This window comes from Variovorax sp. 160MFSha2.1 (genome assembly GCF_048305075.1).
GTDB classification, from domain to species: Bacteria; Pseudomonadota; Gammaproteobacteria; order Burkholderiales; family Burkholderiaceae_C; genus Variovorax; species Variovorax guangxiensis.
In genome coordinates this window covers 3,492,695-3,506,138 of record NZ_CP157624.1, presented here as the reverse complement: position 1 = coordinate 3,506,138, position 13,444 = coordinate 3,492,695, and the positions used below count along the sequence as shown (strand labels likewise).

Here is a 13,444-nt window from a genome sequence, read left to right as displayed (position 1 = left end):
TTGGTTTGTCTCCTGTGTTGGATGGTTTTGTGGAGGCTGGTCGGAGGAAAGGGGGGAGCGGCCGCGGCCGCCGGCGTCACGCTTGTTGTTGCTGCTGTTGCTGGGCCCTCATGATCTGGTGGCGCCGCCAGTAGTGGCCGACGACGCCCTTGAAGTTCTCTTTCTGCTTGCCGAGGCCCGATAGCTTCACCTTGGTGGTGCGGGCGCCCAGCATGCCCTTGTCGTGGTGGGTGACGATGAGGGTGTCGCCGAAGCTGCCGTCCTTGTAGGTCAGGCTCTTGACCTCGTCCCACGAAATGGTGGAACCGCCGTCCGCGCTGGGGTGCATGCCCTCGTAGCTGATGTCGACGCGCTCGCCGTTCTTCAGTTCGAAGCCCACAGGCGGGAAGTGGCGCAGCACCACGGCGCGTTCTTCCTCCGTCGCCGGCTCGTAGCGGTAGGCCAGGCTCAGCTCGTGGTTCTGCACGAAGCGCTGCTCGTACTCGCTCCACAGGCGCTGCTCGATGGCGCCGGCGGTCTCGATCTCGTCGGCCCACGAGGTCTGCGGCGCGGTCGCGACGATGCCGCCGTAGGCGCTCTCGGGCACGTGGTGGCCGACGTTGCGCATGCGCTCCAGCAGCGGCGGGTGGCTGTCGTAGGGGTGCGGCACGCCGGCCGTCTTCATCGCCTCGATGAATGCTTCGGAGTTGGCGTAGGGCGGCAGGCCGTCGGCGACGAAGCGGGCGATGCCGAGCGCGCCGTCGTGCTCGCGGTCCTGCTCGAAGAGCTTCTGCTCCACGTCGTTGCGGTAGCTCGCGTAGGCCGAGATCTTGATGAGCGACTGCACGATCGCGTGCGGCGCCGTGAGGCCGGCGGCCACGCGGTCGGCCCTGTACTCGCGCTCGCGGCTGTCGCGGGCCAGCGCGAAGGCGAAGATCATGCGGTACAGCCGCAGCAGGTAGTGCGCCACGATGGTGAGGCCGCCGCTTCGCATCTTCCAGGTGTACTGGTCGAACTGCAGCAGCTTGGGGCCCAGCGCCGCGCTGCTGCGGGTGTCGCCGCCGCCGAGGTGGGCGAGCTCGTGCGCGAGCACCGCGTCGGCCTCGGTCTGGTCGAGCACGCGCAAGAGCGGCAGGCTCACGAAGAGCGTGCGCCCATGCAGCGTGCGGCCCTTGACTTCGCAGGGAGCCTCGGTCACGAAGAAGTTGGTGTCGATGCCGGCCACGATCTGGTCGGGCGGTGCCGTCTTCACGCGGCCGGCGAGCTGGCGGATGCGCTCCCACAGGCGCGGCGCGTCGGCCTGCGAGACCAGCTCGCCCTCGATCTCGTTGCCCGAAGGCAGCTTCTTGAACAGCGTGTAGATCGCATAGAACACCGCCGCGCCCGCTGCGATGCCCGCCAGCGCGATGAGCTTGACGTAGTAGCTGTGCCAGAAGTACGCGGTGAGCCAGAACGACAGCCATACCAGCATCGCGCTCTGCAGCACCACCTCGACCGCGCACGACACCGTCATGAGCCGCCAGCCCGCGACGAAGCTGGCGTAGCGCAGGCCCCGGTTGGCGAAGGCCAGTGCGCCCAGCACCAGCGCCGCGGCGAGCAGCGCGGCGCCGAGCACGATGGTCCAGATGGCGGCGCGGTCGGCCCAGTGGAACTGCCACTGCATCGAATAGGGGCTGCACACCTTGTCGTGGAAGTTCCTGTCTTCGGGGGCGGTGGCGTCGCAGGCCCTGGAGAGCTGGTGGGTGCGGTAGAACGCGGTGGCTTCGGCCTTGTCGGCGGCGGACAGCCGTGCATCCTTGGCGATGCGGTTTTCCATCGCCTGCAGGAACTCCGCGTCCTGCGAGCGCAGCGCGTATTCGGTGAAAGCGAGCGTCGCCGCCGGAATGGCGAAAAGCGACACGAGCGTGAGGACGAACACGCGCAAGAGGTCGGCGTGAACCGTGCGGGCGAGGGCCATGGGCGATCTTCTCCTGGATGACGAATGCTGCGAGTTGTTATGGACTGTCCGGGAAGCCGATAGCGTAGCGGGCACGGCGCATGCAGTGAAGCCGGGTGCTGCGTCAAGCGCGACAGGGCACCACCTGCCGCCGAATATGGTTATCTCCTTTGTTTCGTTCCGCGCGCGATGGCGCGGGTATAGCCTCTGCGTTCGCTTGCAGAGGAACCGTTTCGAGGAGTCACGTCGCATGAGCGTTGGGTCCAATGGACAGATGCTGGCCGCCAACCTGCCTTCGGTGGAGGCCGAGCTCAACTACCTGAAGGCGGGCCAGGGCCGGCCCGTGAGCTACACATTCGAGCCTCCGTCCGGCACGCCCTGGGTGACCGGCGAACTGGAAGCGCGCCGCGTGACCATCCGCGACGGCCGCCCGCTGGTGGCGCTGAACGAGCTGACGCTCGACCGCAGCGGCTTCACGCAGATCTCGCACCGCAGCGTGCTCGTCGATTTCTCGCAGGATGCCGCGATCCGCGACATCTACTACCGCGAGGCCGAGGCGCTGCTGCGCGACGTGACCGGCGCCGAGAAGATCGTCGTGTTCGACCACACGCTGCGCGACAGCGCACAGGGCTCGCGCCGCACGGCCGACCTGCGCGAGCCGGTGCGCCGCGTGCACAACGACCAGACCTTCGTCTCCGCGCCGCGCCGCGTGCGCGACCACCTGCCGCCGGAAGAGGCCGAGGAGCGGCTGAAGAACCGCTTCGCGATCGTCAACCTGTGGCGCCCGCTGGCCACGGTGGAGCGCCTGCCGCTGGCACTGTGCGACGCGCGTTCCATCTCGCCGAACGACCTCGTGCCCAGCGACCTCGTCTATCCCGACAAGGTGGGCGAGACCTGGTCCTTTACCTGGAATCCGGAGCACCGCTGGTACTGGTTCCCGAGGCTTCGACCCGACGAGGCGCTGCTGCTGAAGATCTACGACTCGCTCGAGCAGGGCGTGGCGCGTTACACCGCGCACACCGCCTTCGAGGACCCGACGGGTTCGCAGGAGGCGCCGCCGCGGCGCAGCATCGAACTGCGCGCGCTGGTGTTCTGGCCCGCCGGCAAGCCGCCGCAAGGCAAGTAGCAGTAAGACGAAACGACTCATGCACGCTGTGTTCTACAGCGCTGTGCCCGCGCGATTCTTTGCCAGGAATTAGCAAGGGCAGGGCGCACGCCGGCACAGACCCCACGCCTGCAGCGATTGCCGTGCTTCGCGACAATCGCTGCAATGCGTTCTTCCCCCTTCTTCAAGATGGCCCTGCTGCTGGGCCTGCTCTCGGCCATCGGGCCATTCGCCATCGACATGTACCTGCCGGCGCTGCCCGCCATCGGACAGAGCCTGCACGCCGACATCGGCGCGGTGCAGATGAGCCTCACGGCCTTCTTCCTCTCGCTCGGCGCGGGGCAACTGCTCTACGGGCCGATCTCCGACATGGTGGGCCGCAAGCCGCCGCTGTACGCAGGGCTGTTGCTGTTCGCACTCGCCAGCATCGGCTGCGCGCTGGCGACCGACATCCAGACGCTGATCGTGCTGCGCTTCATCCAAGGGCTGGGCGCCGCGGCCGGCATGGCGATTCCGCGCGCGGTGGTGCGCGACCTGCACACCGGCACCGACGCGGCCCGGCTGATGTCGCTGCTGATGCTGGTGTTCAGCGTGTCGCCGATCCTCGCGCCGCTGGCAGGCAGCGCGGTCATCGCTTTTTCCGGCTGGCGCGGCGTGTTCTGGGCCGTGACTGTCGCGGCCGTGGCGGGCCTGGCCATGATGGTGAAGCTGCTCGACGAAACCCGCCCGGCTTCGCAGCGCGTGGAAAGCAGCCTCGGCAGCGCGCTGTCGGCCTACTGGCTGCTGCTGCGCGACACGCACTACCTCGGGCTGGTGTTCATCGGCAGCTTCGCGATGGCGGGCTTCTTCACCTACCTCGCGAACTCCTCGTTCGTGATGATCGACCACTACGGTCTTTCGCCCGCGCTCTACAGCGTGGCCTTCGGCGTGAACGCTGCCGCCTTCATCGGCGCCTCGCAGTTCACCGGCACGCTGGGCGAGCGCTACGGGCTGGTCAATCTCGTCAAGTTCGGCGTGGTGTGCTGCGGCGCCGCGATGATCGCGATGTTCGCCTACTTCGCGATGGGCGACGACAGCATCTGGGTGCTCATCGTCCTGTACTTCATCGCCTCGGGCTTCATGGGCCTGGTGATCCCGACCACCGGCGTGCTCGCGCTGGAGATGCACGGCGCCATCGCGGGCACGGCCTCGGCGCTGCTGGGCACGCTGCAGATGCTCACCGGTGCGCTGGCCATGGCGGTGGTGGGCCTCTTCACCGACGGCAGGCCGCTGCCGATGGTGGCCGGCATGGCCGGCGGCGCGCTCATCGCGCTGGTGCTGACCTGGCTCACGCTGGGCGGCGTGCGCTCGGAGCCCACGGGCAAGGCAGCAAAGACAGGAAGGGCGCAGCGAGCCTGATGAACACGGTACGCGCAGGCGCCGCGCTCCCGGCCGCCGAAGACAACAACAACGGCGGCAACATGGCGCCAAGGCCCGTCGACGGGCTGTCCCAGCCGGAGCGCGGCTGGGCGATGCTGGTCATCATCCTCGGGCTGATCGTGGCGGTGCTCGACGGCACCATCGTCAACCTGGCGCTGCCGGGCATCGCGCGCGAGCTCAACGCCAGCCCTTCGCAATCGATCTGGGTGGTCAACGCCTACCAGATCGCCACGCTGGTGATGCTGCTGCCGCTGGCCTCGCTGGGCGATCTCGTGGGCTACCGGCGCGTGTACCTGGTCGGCATGGCGGTGTTCACGCTGTCTTCGCTGGCTGCCACTTTTGCCAACTCGCTGGGCACGCTGATCGCGGCGCGCGCGTTCCAGGGCCTGGGCGCGGCCGGCATCATGAGCGTGAACGCGGCGCTGGTACGGCTCACGTACCCTTCGTCGCAGCTGGGCAAGGGCATGGCGATCAATTCGCTGGTGGTGGCTACTTCTTCTGTGGCGGGGCCTTCGGTGGCGGCGGCCATCCTGTCGGTGGCTTCCTGGCCCTGGCTCTTCGCCATCAACGTGCCGCTGGGCCTCGTCACCTTCGCGCTGGGCATGAAGGCGCTGCCTTTCAACCGCGTGCCGCCCGCCGCGGGGCTGCGCTTCTCGCCAGTCGACGTGGCGTTGAACGTGCTGATGTTCTCGCTGGTGTTCCTGGGCGTCGACCGGCTCGGCGTGCGCGAAGGCGCGGTTCAGGGCGGCGGCTCGCAGGCCTCGGCCTGGGGCATCCTGCTGGCGGGCCTTGTGGTGGGCTTCATCTACCTGCGCCGCCAGCGCAGGGAAGCGGTGCCGCTTTTCCCGATCGACCTGCTGCGCATTCCGGTGTTCGCGCTGTCGATGAGTACCTCGGTGGCCGCCTTCTGCGCGCAGATGCTGGCCTACATCGCGCTGCCTTTCCTGCTGCTGGAGGTGTACGGGCGCAGCCACATCGAGGCGGGCTTGCTCATCACGGCGTGGCCGCTGGCCATCGTGGTGATGGCGCCCATCGCAGGGCGGCTGATCGGCCGGTACCCCGACGGGCTGCTGGGCGGCATCGGACTGGGCCTGCTGGCCACGGGCCTGGCCCTGTTGGCGGCGCTGCCGGCGCATCCGGGCAATGCCGACATCGCCTGGCGCATGGCGCTGTGCGGGCTTGGCTTCGGGCTGTTCCAGTCGCCGAACAACCACACCATCGTGACCTCGCCGCCGGCGCACCGCAGTGGTGCGGCCAGCGGCATGCTGGGCACGGCCCGGCTCACCGGGCAGACACTGGGCGCCGTGGTGCTGGCGGGCGTCTTCAGCATCTGGAGCCCGCACGGGGGCCACGGGCCGGTGGTCGCGCTGGTGCTGGCCGCCAGTTTTGCCGCGGTGGCGGCGGTTTTCAGCAGCCTGCGGCTCAAGACGACAAGCCACGGCGGCTGAATGAGTTAGGGTACTCACCCATGACGGAAGTACCTGAAACCGTGGTTTGCCCGGGTTGCGATGCGGTCTACGGCCGCACGCCCCTGCGCCCGCGCGACGTGGCGCGCTGCCCGCGCTGCGGCACCGAGCTCGACCGGCACCCGGGCGAGCAGGAGCGCCGGATCCTTCCTCTGACGGTGGCCTGCCTCATCATGTTCGCCATCGCGAACCTGTTTCCCATCGTCGAGATCGAGCTGCAGGGCCTGCGCAGCCAGACCACGCTGGCCGGCGCGGTGGTCGCACTGAGCGCCGAAGGCATGTCGGTGGTGGCGCTGCTGGTGCTGGCCACGACCATCCTCTTTCCCTTCCTGCAGCTTTGCATCCTGGCGTACCTGCTGGTTCCGCTGAGCCGCGAGCACCGGCCCGTGGGCTTCGCACTGCTGGTGCGGGCGATGCAGTCGCTGCGGCCCTGGGGAATGATCGAAGTGTTCCTGCTCGGCGTTCTCGTGGCCATCGTCAAGCTTTCGAGCATGGCGACCGTGGTGCCGGGGCCGGCGCTGTGGGCCTTCATGGCGCTCACGGTGATGCTGACGGCGGTGCTGTCCTTCGACCCGGGTGCGTTCTGGGGAATGGCGTTCAGGCCGAAGGGCGAGGAACCTGGTGAAGAAGAGAAGGGTGGAGCATCGGCATGAAGAAGCTGCAGGGCCACCTCCGGCAGCGCCTCGGCAGCCTCGCGGCTTACGGCGAGCATTACCACCACGAACATGAGGCGGATGCGAAGGTTCCCACCGCCGCCTCGATGGGCTACATGGCCTGCCGCCATTGCGGCGCCGTCTGGAAAGACGCCGAGGAGGGCGACGCCTGCGGCCGCTGCGGCACGCACCTGCATACGCGCAAGCCGCAGAGCCTGAAGCTCACCTGGGCCTTCCTGATCGCGGCCTGCATGATGTACATCCCGGCCAACCTGCTGCCGGTGATGATCACGCGCACGCTGTTCGGCACGCAGAACGACACCATCCTGAGCGGGGTGATCTATTTCTGGGTGTCCGGCGCCTACGGGCTGGCCGCCATCGTCTTCATCGCGAGCTTCCTGGTGCCGCTGTTCAAGCTCGCGGTGCTGCTGCTGCTCGTGGTGCTGGCTCAGCGCGGCAGCACCTGGCGCCGGCGCGAGCGGGCGAAGCTCTATCACATCATCGAGATCATCGGCCGGTGGTCGATGCTCGACGTGTTCGTGGTATCGCTGCTGACGGGGCTGGTGCAGATCCAGGGCTTCGCGGTGATCACCGCGGGCGTGGGCATCGCGGCCTTCGGCTCGGTGGTGGTGCTGACCATGCTGGCCTCGCTGAGCTTCGACCCGAAGCTCACCTGGGACAGCAGGGAAGACCAGGCCATCCTGCAGGACCACGAAGAAGGCGCACAGCGCGAGCAACGTCTGCAGGGACATGAAAACAGGGACGAGAAACCAGCATGAGTGAAGAAGACCGACCCCAGGACAAACCGGAGCCATCCGGCCAGCCCCCGCTGCCGAAGCCACGCGTGGTGCGCCGCCGCGAATGGCTGCCGTCGCTGATCTGGCTGATTCCCATCGTGGCCGCGCTGGTGGGCATCACGCTGGTGGCGCGCATCATCATGGAGCGTGGCCCGGAGGTGGTGCTGACCTTCAAGACCGCCGAGGGCCTGGAGGCCGGCAAGACCGCCGTGAAGTACAAGGACGTGCAGATCGGCCTGGTCACCAGCCTGCGCCTGGCGCGCGACCGCTCTCATGTGCGCGTGCTGGTGCAGTTCAACAAGGACGCGCAGAGCTTCACCGCCTCCGACTCGCGTTTCTGGGTGGTGCGCCCGCGGCTGGACACCTCGGGCATCTCGGGGCTCAACACGCTGCTGTCGGGCGCCTACATCGGCGCCGACGCGGGCGTGTCGCAGGAAACGGCGGGCGAGTTCACCGGGCTGGAGACGCCGCCCACCGTCACGCGCGACGACTCGGGCAAGCAGTTCCTGCTGCGTGCCAACGACGTGGGCTCGCTCGACGTGGGCTCGCCCGTGTACTTCCGCCGCATCAAGGTCGGGCAGGTGGCGGCCTACGAGCTCGACGGCGACGGGCGCGGCGTGACGCTGCGCGTCTTCATCAATGCGCCGTACGACAAGTTCGTGGGCATGAACACGCGCTTCTGGCAGGCCAGCGGCATCGACGCGCAGCTCAGCGCCAGCGGCTTCACGCTGCGCACGCAGTCGCTGGCGACCATCCTGCTCGGAGGCATCGCCTTCCAGGCGCCCGAAGACGCGATGGGACCGGTGGCCAAGGAGAACGCGTCGTTCACGCTGGCGCAGGACGAGACCACGGCCATGAAGGAGCCCGACGGGCCCTCGCAGACCCTGCTGATGTACTTCAACCAGTCGCTGCGCGGCCTGACGCCGGGTGCGCCGGTGGACTTCCGCGGCGTGGTGATCGGCGAGGTGAAGTCGATCGGCGTGGAGTTCGACCGCGCCGAGCGCGAGTTCCGCATGCCGGTGCTGGTGCAGGTCTACCCCGACCGCCTGCGCCGCCGCGCGGGCGAGAGCGGCACCGAGTCGCGCTCCACCCAGCAGGAGCGGCTGCGCTTCCTGGCGGAGAAGGGCCTGCGCGCCCAGCTGCGCAACGGCAACCTGCTGACCGGGCAGGTCTACGTGGCGCTCGACTTCTTCCCGAAGGCGCCGCCGGCGAAGATCGACCTGGCGAAGAACCCGATCGAATTGCCTACCGTGCCCAACAGCCTCGACGAGATCCAGTCGCAGGTTCAGGAGATCGCGACCAAGCTCAACAAGGTGCCCTACGAGCAGATCGCGGGCGACCTGCGCACCACGCTCGCTTCGCTCAACAAGACGCTCACGGCCGCCGAGCAGACGGTGAAGCGCATCAACAACGACGTCACGCCCGAGCTGGCCGCGGCCATGAAGGACGTGCGCAAGACCGTGAACACGGCCGAACGCACGCTGGCCGACGACTCGCCGCTGCAGCAGGACATGCGCCAGACGCTGCAGGAGCTCACGCGCGCCGCAGGCTCGGTGCGCGTGCTGACCGACTACCTCGAGCGCCATCCCGAATCGCTGCTGCGCGGCAAACCGGACGACAACAAGAAATGAAGAAGAACCACTTTTCATTCGTGGCGGTGGCTGCGGCGGCCGCAGCGCTGGCGGCGCTCGCGGGCTGCGCGAGCAAGCCCGACAGCTACTACACGCTGGCAAGCCCGGTGGCCGCGGCCGATGCCGCGCCTTCGACGCTCGGCAGCGCCGCGCCGCTCTACATCGAGCTCGCGCCCGTGGCCGTGCCCGAGCGCTTCGCACGGCCGCAGATGGTCGTGCGCCAGCCCAACGGCAGCGCGCAGGTCGAGGTGCTGGAGCAGCACCGCTGGGCCTCGTCCTTCGAGAACGAGCTGCGAGACGCGCTGGCCAGCGGCATCGCCGGCCGGCTCGGCGCGCTCGACGTGACCAAGGGCGGCCGGCAGAGTTCGCAGCCGGTGTGGCGCATCGCGGTGCAGCTGCGACAGTTCGACGCGGTCGAGGGCGGCCGCGTGGACGCGAATTTCAGCTGGACGCTGCGGCGCTCGGACGAGGCGCGCACCGTGGTCTGCCAGCTGAGCCTCGGCGAGGCGGTGGGCAGCGGAATGGACGCGGTGGCGCAGGGGGCACAGCGCGTGACCTCGGCGGCGGCCGCCGCGATGGCGCGCAGCGTGAGCGCGGCGCGGGCGAATCCGTCGGCGACCGCCTGCGCGACCTGAGTTTTCTTCTCTCCCCTTGAAGGGGCAGTGCGAGACCGGAATCCCATGAAAAGGAGACCCCATGGCACAGATCGGCAAGGCGCCCTGCGAAGAGACGCTGATTCTTCATGGCCTTCATGGCTCCCGCGCGGGAGAGGGCGAGGGGAGCGACTGTCCTGAAGCTGCCAGGCCATGGGTGCTGGCCGCGGCCATCGTGGGCTCGAGCATGGCCTTCATCGACGGCACGGTGGTCAACGTGGCGCTGCCGGCCATCCAGTCCGACCTGCGCGCAACAGCCTTCCAGGCGCAATGGGTGGTCGAGTCGTATGCCTTGCTGCTGGCGGCGTTGCTGCTGGTGGGCGGGGCGCTGGGCGATCACTATGGCCGGCGGCGCATCTTCGCGATCGGCGTCGGCATCTTCGCGCTGTCGTCGGTGGCGTGCGCGCTCGCGGGCAACGTGCAGCAACTCATCGCGGCGCGGGCGGTGCAGGGCGTGGGCGGCGCGCTGCTGGTACCGGGCAGCCTGGCGCTCATCAGCGCGGCCTATCCGGAGAAGGAGCGCGGCAAGGCCATCGGCACATGGTCGGGCTTCAGCGGCATCACGGCGGCGGTGGGGCCGGTGCTGGGCGGCTTCCTGGTCGATCATTTCTCGTGGACCTGGGCTTTCCTCATCAATGTGCCGATGGCGCTGCTGGTGCTGTGGATCGTGTGGCGCCACGTGCCCGAGAGCCGCGGAGCTTCCGCCAGCGGCGGGCTCGACCTGTGGGGCGCGCTGCTGGCGACGGCCGGGCTCGGCGGCATCGTCTACGCCTTCATCGAGGCGCCGACGCAGGGCTGGGGTTCGGCGGCGGTGCTTGCGGCGCTCGCAATCGGCGTGCTGGGCAGCGTTGCGTTCTTCGTCGCCGAGCGCAAGGCGCGCACGCCGATGCTGCCGCTGGAGCTGCTGCGCATCGGCAACTTCAGCGGCGCCAACCTGCTGACGCTGCTGCTCTACGCGGCGCTGGGCGGCGGGCTGTATTTCTTTCCGCTCAACCTGATCCAGGTACAGGGCTACTCGGCCACGGTGGCGGGGGCGGCGCTGCTGCCGTTCATCTTCATCATGTTCGCGCTCTCGGGATGGGCCGGGCAGCTGGTCGACCGCTTCGGGCCGCGCATGCCGCTGGTGATCGGGCCGGCGATTGCCGCTGTGGGCTTCGCGCTGTTCGCGCTGCCGGGCGTGGGCGCGAGCTACTGGAGCGGCTTCCTGCCGGCCGTGGTGGTGCTGGGCTTCGGCATGACGGTGACGGTGGCACCGCTGACGACCACGGTGATGAACGCGGTCGGCGCAGACCTGGCGGGCGTGGCCTCTGGCGTGAACAACGCGGTGTCGCGCGCGGCTGCGGTGCTGGCGATCGCGGTGTTCGGCGCGCTCATGGCCTGGGCCTTCGACACCGCGTTGGCCGGGCATCTGCGCGAGATGGGCGCGACGGCGCAACTGACGGCATTTCTCGAAGGCGAGCGCAGCAAGCTGGCGGGCGCGGCGATCCCTCCGGGCGCGGACGCGGCCACTGCGGCAGCCGTGAAACGCGCGGTGGCCGAATCCTTCGTCGCGGGCTTTCGCTGGGTGATGTTGTCGAGCGCGGCGCTGGCCGTGCTCAGCGCATTGAGCGCGTGGCTGATGATCCGGAGCACTCCACCGGCGGCAGGAGGCACGGACGGCAAGAAGTGAAAGGGCACGACCGATGCGGGAAGAGAGCGAGCAACAGCAGCACTTCGACGTGCTGATCGTCGGCGCCGGCCTCTCGGGCATCGGTGCCGGCTACCACCTGCAGAAGCACTGCCCGGGCCGCAGCTACGCGATCCTCGAAGGGCGTGAGCGCAGCGGCGGCACCTGGGACCTGTTCCTTTATCCGGGCGTGCGTTCGGACTCCGACATGTACACGCTGGGCTATTCGTTCCGGCCGTGGACGCAGGCGAAGTCCATCGCGGACGGGCCGTCGATCCTGAACTACCTGCGCGAGACGGCGGCGCAGCACGGCATCGACCGCAGGATCCGCTTCAACCACCGCGTGGTGCGAGCCTCGTGGTCGACGCCGGAGGCCTGCTGGAGCGTGGACGTGGAGCGCGGCCCCGAGCAGCTTCCGCTGCGCCTGCGCTGCAACTTTCTCTTCCTGTGCAGCGGCTACTACAGGTACGACGCGGGCTACACGCCCGACTTCGCGGGCATCGGCGACTACACGGGCCGCATCGTCCATCCGCAGCACTGGCCCCAGGACCTGGACTACGGCGGAAAGCGCGTGGTCGTCATCGGCAGCGGCGCGACCGCGATGACGCTGGTGCCCGCGATGGCGAAGACGGCCGGCCACGTGACGCTGCTGCAGCGCTCGCCTACCTACGTCGTCGCGCGCCCGGCGCAGGACCCGATCGCGCGAAGGCTGCGCGGCATCCTCCCGGCCGGGCTGGCCTACGGCCTCACGCGCTGGAAGAACGTGCTGCTGTCGATGTACTTCTTCCGCCTCGCCCGGCGCAAGCCCGACTACGCGAAGAAGATGATCCTCGGCGGCGTACGGCAGGCGCTCGGCCCCGACTACGACATCGCCACGCATTTCACGCCGCGCTACAACCCGTGGGACCAGCGCCTTTGCCTGGTTCCCGACGGCGACCTGTTCGCGGCCATCAGGGCAGGGCGCGCTTCGATGGTCACCGACCACGTCGACACCTTCACGCCGGGCGGCATCAGGCTGAAGTCGGGCAGGGAGCTGGAGGCCGACGTGGTGGTCACCGCCACCGGGCTGGAACTGCAGGTGCTCGGTGGCGTGCAGCTCGAGGTGGACGGCCGTCGCGTGGAACCGGCCGCGACCTTCAGCTACAAGGGAATGATGTACAGCGACGTGCCCAACCTGGCCTCGTCGTTCGGCTACACCAACGCCTCGTGGACGCTCAGGAGCGACCTGACCTGCGCGTATGTCTGCCGGCTGCTCAACCACATGGAGAAGCGAGGCTGGAGGCAATGCACGCCGCGCAACACGGACCCGGCGCTGGCGCCCGAGCCCTGGCTCGACTTCTCTTCGGGCTATGTGCAGCGCGCGGTGGACAGGTTTCCGAAGCAGGGCTCGCGCGCGCCGTGGCGCGTGTACCAGAACTACGCGCGCGATCTGGTGAGCCTGCGCTTCGGTTCGGTGGACGACGGGGTGATGGAGTTCACGAATCGGCGTGCTGGTTAGCTATTGCCGGAGTTCGAGGAAAACGAACTGGAATTCATATGGCGTCATGCGCCAGCTGACATCACACCGTCGGCCGTGGGCTGCCCTTCCTCGAACTTGCGAGACTCAAACGAACGGCGTGTAGGGCTGTTGAGGCTGCACGTAGATTCTTTTTTCGTAGACGGTGGGAACTTTGGTTCCCCCTTCGATCGTTTTCTCGATGTGCGCGACGCTGCCCATATAGATCGCCGCACGGCTGAACAGGTGGGCTTTCCATCCATCCGGGTGAATCACGGTGATGTGGAAGTAGTCCTGCCCCCTGAAAGTCTGACGTTGGTGGAAGCCCAGTTCCACTGTGACCTTGAGCCTGTCGCTCAATACGGCAACGGCCAATTCGTGCAGTTCGACTGCGTGCCCATTGGCAATTTCTCTGTCCGCCCATGTATTCAGCATGGCGGTTATCTGCTGGTAGCTGGCATCGCCCAGGGTGTTGTATGTGTCCTCATACCAATCGCCATGTTTTGCCCTGAGTCCATCGATGTTGTCCCAGTTTTCTGCAAACACAATGCCCATTTAGCCCTCCAGTTCGATTGATTGCGTTACTGAAATGGATGTACCCGACTTCTTCCGGATGCGTGCCCGGATAGGGGGCTGCCAGCAAC

General features: G+C 68.1%; 11 protein-coding genes. 9 read left to right on the top strand and 2 right to left on the bottom strand.

Going from position 1 to position 13,444, the window contains the following annotated elements:
• Window positions 1-76 precede the first annotated feature (76 nt).
• A complete protein-coding gene (locus ABL838_RS15835; RefSeq protein ID WP_418121126.1) occupies window positions 77-1,936 on the bottom strand; it encodes a M48 family metallopeptidase in 1,860 nt (619 codons plus the stop codon).
• Window positions 1,937-2,165: 229 nt separating this feature from the next.
• Here ABL838_RS15835 and ABL838_RS15830 point away from each other — a divergent pair, with 229 nt between their 5' ends.
• The 9 genes from ABL838_RS15830 (at window position 2,166) to ABL838_RS15790 (ending at window position 12,803) form a co-directional block, all read left to right on the top strand.
• A complete protein-coding gene (locus tag ABL838_RS15830) occupies window positions 2,166-3,041 on the top strand; it encodes a CmcJ/NvfI family oxidoreductase (RefSeq protein ID WP_418121125.1) in 876 nt (291 codons plus the stop codon).
• Between the two features lie 144 nt (window positions 3,042-3,185).
• Window positions 3,186-4,418, top strand: a complete 1,233-nt coding sequence (locus ABL838_RS15825) for a multidrug effflux MFS transporter (protein ID WP_418121124.1) — start codon at window positions 3,186-3,188, stop codon at window positions 4,416-4,418.
• Window positions 4,418-5,887: an MFS transporter gene (locus ABL838_RS15820; protein ID WP_418116458.1), complete on the top strand. Its 1,470-nt coding sequence runs from the start codon at window positions 4,418-4,420 to the stop codon at window positions 5,885-5,887. The genes ABL838_RS15825 and ABL838_RS15820 overlap by 1 nt, the downstream gene beginning before the upstream one ends.
• A gap of 20 nt (window positions 5,888-5,907) precedes the next feature.
• Entirely contained in the window at window positions 5,908-6,558 is a 651-nt protein-coding gene (locus ABL838_RS15815) for a paraquat-inducible protein A (protein WP_184637782.1), read from the top strand.
• Window positions 6,555-7,337 carry a paraquat-inducible protein A gene (locus ABL838_RS15810; protein ID WP_126020054.1) on the top strand — a complete coding sequence of 261 codons (783 nt, stop codon included), beginning with the start codon at window positions 6,555-6,557 and terminating at the stop codon, window positions 7,335-7,337. The genes ABL838_RS15815 and ABL838_RS15810 overlap by 4 nt, the downstream gene beginning before the upstream one ends.
• Window positions 7,334-8,986, top strand: a complete 1,653-nt coding sequence (locus tag ABL838_RS15805; RefSeq protein ID WP_418121123.1) for an intermembrane transport protein PqiB — start codon at window positions 7,334-7,336, stop codon at window positions 8,984-8,986. The genes ABL838_RS15810 and ABL838_RS15805 overlap by 4 nt, the downstream gene beginning before the upstream one ends.
• Window positions 8,983-9,621, top strand: a complete 639-nt coding sequence (locus tag ABL838_RS15800; protein ID WP_418121121.1) for a PqiC family protein — start codon at window positions 8,983-8,985, stop codon at window positions 9,619-9,621. The genes ABL838_RS15805 and ABL838_RS15800 overlap by 4 nt, the downstream gene beginning before the upstream one ends.
• A 61-nt stretch (window positions 9,622-9,682) precedes the next feature.
• A complete protein-coding gene (locus ABL838_RS15795) occupies window positions 9,683-11,308 on the top strand; it encodes an MFS transporter (RefSeq protein ID WP_418121119.1) in 1,626 nt (541 codons plus the stop codon).
• Between the two features lie 13 nt (window positions 11,309-11,321).
• Window positions 11,322-12,803: a flavin-containing monooxygenase gene (locus ABL838_RS15790; protein WP_418121118.1), complete on the top strand. Its 1,482-nt coding sequence runs from the start codon at window positions 11,322-11,324 to the stop codon at window positions 12,801-12,803.
• Window positions 12,804-12,908: 105 nt separating this feature from the next.
• Here the strand turns inward: ABL838_RS15790 and ABL838_RS15785 are convergent, their stop codons facing one another.
• Entirely contained in the window at window positions 12,909-13,355 is a 447-nt protein-coding gene (locus ABL838_RS15785; RefSeq protein WP_126020044.1) for a hypothetical protein, read from the bottom strand.
• Between the last annotated feature and the right edge of the window lie 89 nt (window positions 13,356-13,444).

Coding starts and splice junctions, on each gene's coding strand:
- ABL838_RS15830 (WP_418121125.1), top strand. CDS start 2,166: ATGAGCGTTGGGTCCAATGGACAGATGCTGGCCGCCAACCTGCCTTCG.
- ABL838_RS15835 (WP_418121126.1), bottom strand. CDS start 1,936: ATGGCCCTCGCCCGCACGGTTCACGCCGACCTCTTGCGCGTGTTCGTC.
- ABL838_RS15815 (WP_184637782.1), top strand. CDS start 5,908: ATGACGGAAGTACCTGAAACCGTGGTTTGCCCGGGTTGCGATGCGGTC.
- ABL838_RS15810 (WP_126020054.1), top strand. CDS start 6,555: ATGAAGAAGCTGCAGGGCCACCTCCGGCAGCGCCTCGGCAGCCTCGCG.
- ABL838_RS15800 (WP_418121121.1), top strand. CDS start 8,983: ATGAAGAAGAACCACTTTTCATTCGTGGCGGTGGCTGCGGCGGCCGCA.
- ABL838_RS15820 (WP_418116458.1), top strand. CDS start 4,418: ATGAACACGGTACGCGCAGGCGCCGCGCTCCCGGCCGCCGAAGACAAC.
- ABL838_RS15785 (WP_126020044.1), bottom strand. CDS start 13,355: ATGGGCATTGTGTTTGCAGAAAACTGGGACAACATCGATGGACTCAGG.
- ABL838_RS15825 (WP_418121124.1), top strand. CDS start 3,186: ATGCGTTCTTCCCCCTTCTTCAAGATGGCCCTGCTGCTGGGCCTGCTC.
- ABL838_RS15795 (WP_418121119.1), top strand. CDS start 9,683: ATGGCACAGATCGGCAAGGCGCCCTGCGAAGAGACGCTGATTCTTCAT.
- ABL838_RS15790 (WP_418121118.1), top strand. CDS start 11,322: ATGCGGGAAGAGAGCGAGCAACAGCAGCACTTCGACGTGCTGATCGTC.
- ABL838_RS15805 (WP_418121123.1), top strand. CDS start 7,334: ATGAGTGAAGAAGACCGACCCCAGGACAAACCGGAGCCATCCGGCCAG.